This window comes from Sphingomonas bacterium (assembly GCF_903643035.1).
Lineage (GTDB): Bacteria > Pseudomonadota > Alphaproteobacteria > Sphingomonadales > Sphingomonadaceae > Sphingomonas.
Genome location: NZ_CAHJWW010000316.1, coordinates 1 through 2,944, shown reverse-complemented (window position 1 = coordinate 2,944; position 2,944 = coordinate 1). Strand labels below are relative to the sequence as shown.

At 71.0% G+C, this 2,944-nt stretch carries 3 protein-coding genes; all 3 read left to right on the top strand.

Going from position 1 to position 2,944, the window contains the following annotated elements:
- On the top strand, positions 1-1,347 hold a 1,347-nt coding region (locus HUV01_RS14485; RefSeq protein WP_217431024.1), incomplete at its 5' end, for a right-handed parallel beta-helix repeat-containing protein.
- A gap of 203 nt (positions 1,348-1,550) precedes the next feature.
- Positions 1,551-1,682 carry a hypothetical protein gene (locus HUV01_RS15370; protein ID WP_302480073.1) on the top strand — a complete coding sequence of 44 codons (132 nt, stop codon included), beginning with the start codon at positions 1,551-1,553 and terminating at the stop codon, positions 1,680-1,682.
- Between the two features lie 98 nt (positions 1,683-1,780).
- A partial coding sequence (locus HUV01_RS14480) for a glycosyltransferase (protein ID WP_174298907.1) occupies positions 1,781-2,944 on the top strand: 1,164 nt, incomplete at its 3' end.

The following is a 2,944-nucleotide window of genomic DNA, read 5'->3' as shown; positions in this document are numbered from 1 at the left end:
GATCCGGCGGCGGCAGGGCGCGGGCACGGCGATGCCGCCGGCGACCGTGTCCTCGCCGTCGGACCATGGATGCGCTTCGCCTCGGGCGACGTGCCGGCGGGCGTCGTCCTGGTGCAGACCAGCGGCTATGCCCGTCCCGGGCTCGGCGCCGCGCGATATGCGCTCGATCGCGACCAGGCGGAGCGCGCCCCGACACGCTTCCGGCGGCGCAGCGCGAACGGCCGCTGGTTCCACATCGCCGAACCCGCGATCGGCTATACCATGGCCGGCGCCGTCGGCGATGGAACCGGCGAAATACGCCGCGACGGCACGGTCGTACCCGACGCGGGCACTGACGACACGGCGGCCATCCAGGCGCTGTACGATCATCTGGCGGCGAGCGGGGAAGGGGGCGGGGTCGCGCTTGTCGAGCCGCGCCAGTTCAACGTCTCCACGATCGAGATGACGGGCAGCGACATCCGCACGATCGGGCTGGGCGAGGCGAGTCACGTCCATACCGTCACCCGAACGGGCCGGCCCAGCGCCTTCGTGGCGTTCGGCACCTCGGCCACCCGGCGACTGGCGCGCCTCGGCTGGGAGAACATGCGGATCTCGGGCGGAGCGGCCTGGGGGAACAGCCCGTTCGAATCCAATGGCGTACTGTGCGGTTACGGCGTCCGCACCCGCTGGGCCGACGACGTCGAGGTGGCCCGGTGCTTCGTCGACCACCTATCCGACAGCGGAGTGTCGATCCGCGACGGGCTGCGGCCACAGGTGCGGGGCAACCGCGTGCATCATGTCGCGCAGGGGATCGACATCTTCTTCAACTGTGTCGACGGCCGCGTCATCGGCAACATCGTGACCGAGGTGAAGGTCGTGGCGGCGATCAACGTCGAGGGACGGACCTCGATCGGCTATCCGCGGGGAACGCTGGTCTCGGGCAACACCGTCGATGGCGCGGTCACGTCGGGCATCGACATCATCGAGGCGCGCGACACGGTCGTCGCGGGCAACGACGTGTCGAACGTCTCGGGCGGTCATCCCGGCTTTCCCGGCTATTCGTTCGGAATCCAGCTGTTCGGCTCGCCCGCCACCCGGGTCGCGGGCAACCGGATCGAGGACATCCGCGGCGCGGCGTCCAGGGACGGACGGACGCAGCCGACCGGTCTTGGCATCTGCGTCGCGGCGAACAGCGGCGACAGCATCATCGTCGGCAACATCTCACGCCGGTGCTCGCGCGCGGCGTGCGGCGTCAACGACACGCAGGGAACGTCGCCGACCAACAACGTCCTCATCGAGGGCAACACGTTCGACACGGACGTCGTCCTGGAAGGCAACGTCAGCCTGCGCCCGCTGGAACGTCGTTGATGGCGGCGCTCTGGACGGTCCAATAGATATACGTTAGTGGTACGACCTTCTTGATCGCCTGTCCCCATGCGGTCGATCGGCCCAACGGGAGGCAGGCCGCGGATCAGGGTTGATGCGGCCGATCCTCGCAGCGCCACATGTCCGCGAGATCGCCCGTGGTTGTTTGCAAGGGATGGTTTGTGGGTGCGAACGATATCGGGCAGGTGAAGCGTCCGCCCCGGCTGATCCGCGACGACCATCGCTCCCGGACGGAAACGTCGACGCGGGACGGCGTGTTCGCCGGCGGTCGCGACCGTCCGATCGAGGCCACGACCGACGGACGGGCGACGTTCTGACCACGCGCGATCCCCGATCGGCTACCGACGCGGCTACCAACGTGTCTGGCGACGCGGCTACCGACGTGTCTGGCGTCGCACCGTCCGCGCCGGCGGCCATGCGTCACATCGTCCTGTACGAGCCCGACGCTTCCGGCCATCGTCTGGTGTATGTCCGCTACATCCTGGAGGCGATCGCGCGCGCCGGGGGGATGCGGGCGACGCTGGTGACGTCGAGGCGCGTGCAGGAACTCGACTGGACGGCGCTGCGGGCGCGGCTGGGCGACCGGCTGGCGTTCCATGTCGTCGACGAGGCTCCGGTGCCGTTCGGGCTCCGCTGGCTGCCCGCCAAGCTGGCGCTGCAGTTCGCGCGCTGCCGCCAGCTTCGGGCGGCGGTGCGCGCGCTGGGGACCGTCGACCATGTCTTCGTGCCCTTCGTGGACGATTATTGCCTGTTCCCGTTCGCCTGGCGGCCGCGGCCCTTCGGACGGACGCCGTGGAGCGGGATCGCGGTCCGTCCGCGCTTCCACCTCGCGGGCACGGGCGCACAGGTGCCGCCCCGCAAGGAGGACCGGGTCGAGGCGTGGGCCTATCGCCGGCTGCTGCGCGACCGGTCGCTCGCGACGTTGTTCAGCATCGATCCGTACATCGCGTCCGCGCTGGGCGATCCGCGTGTCGTCGCGGTCTGCGATCCCGCCGACATCGCCGACGAGCGGGCGGACCGCGAGTGGCTGCCGGCCGCGCCGGACGCGGTGGTGCTGCTCGTCTATGGGTATGTGGACCATCGCAAGGCGATCGACCGGTTGCTGGCGGTCGCGGCCGATCCGCGCATGCCGGCGGCGCTGACGGTGGCGCTGGTCGGCGCGCAGGATGCCGGCATGGCCCCGGTGCTGCGGGGACGCGACGCCGGCGCGCTGCGCGCCCGGGGCCGGTTGATCGAGGTCGCGCGCCGGGTGAGCGACGCCGAGGAGGCCGCCGCCTTCGCGCGTGCCGACATCGTCTGGGGCTATTATCCCGGCAATTACTGTTCCAGCGGCGCCATGGTGCGCGCCGGACTCATGGAGCGCCCCCTGATGGCGACGCAGGAGGGGCTGGTGGGCCTGCTGACCCGGCAATCGGGATCGGGACTGACCGCGCCGGAGGCGGACGACGAGGCGCTGCTGGAAGGATTGTCGCAGCTGGCGGGCGATGCGGGCCTGCGCGCCAGGCTGGGGCAGGCCGGAAGGCGCCGCTTCGCCGCCTCGACCGGCGCGGCGTTCGGCGACCGGATCGCCGGCGGGCTC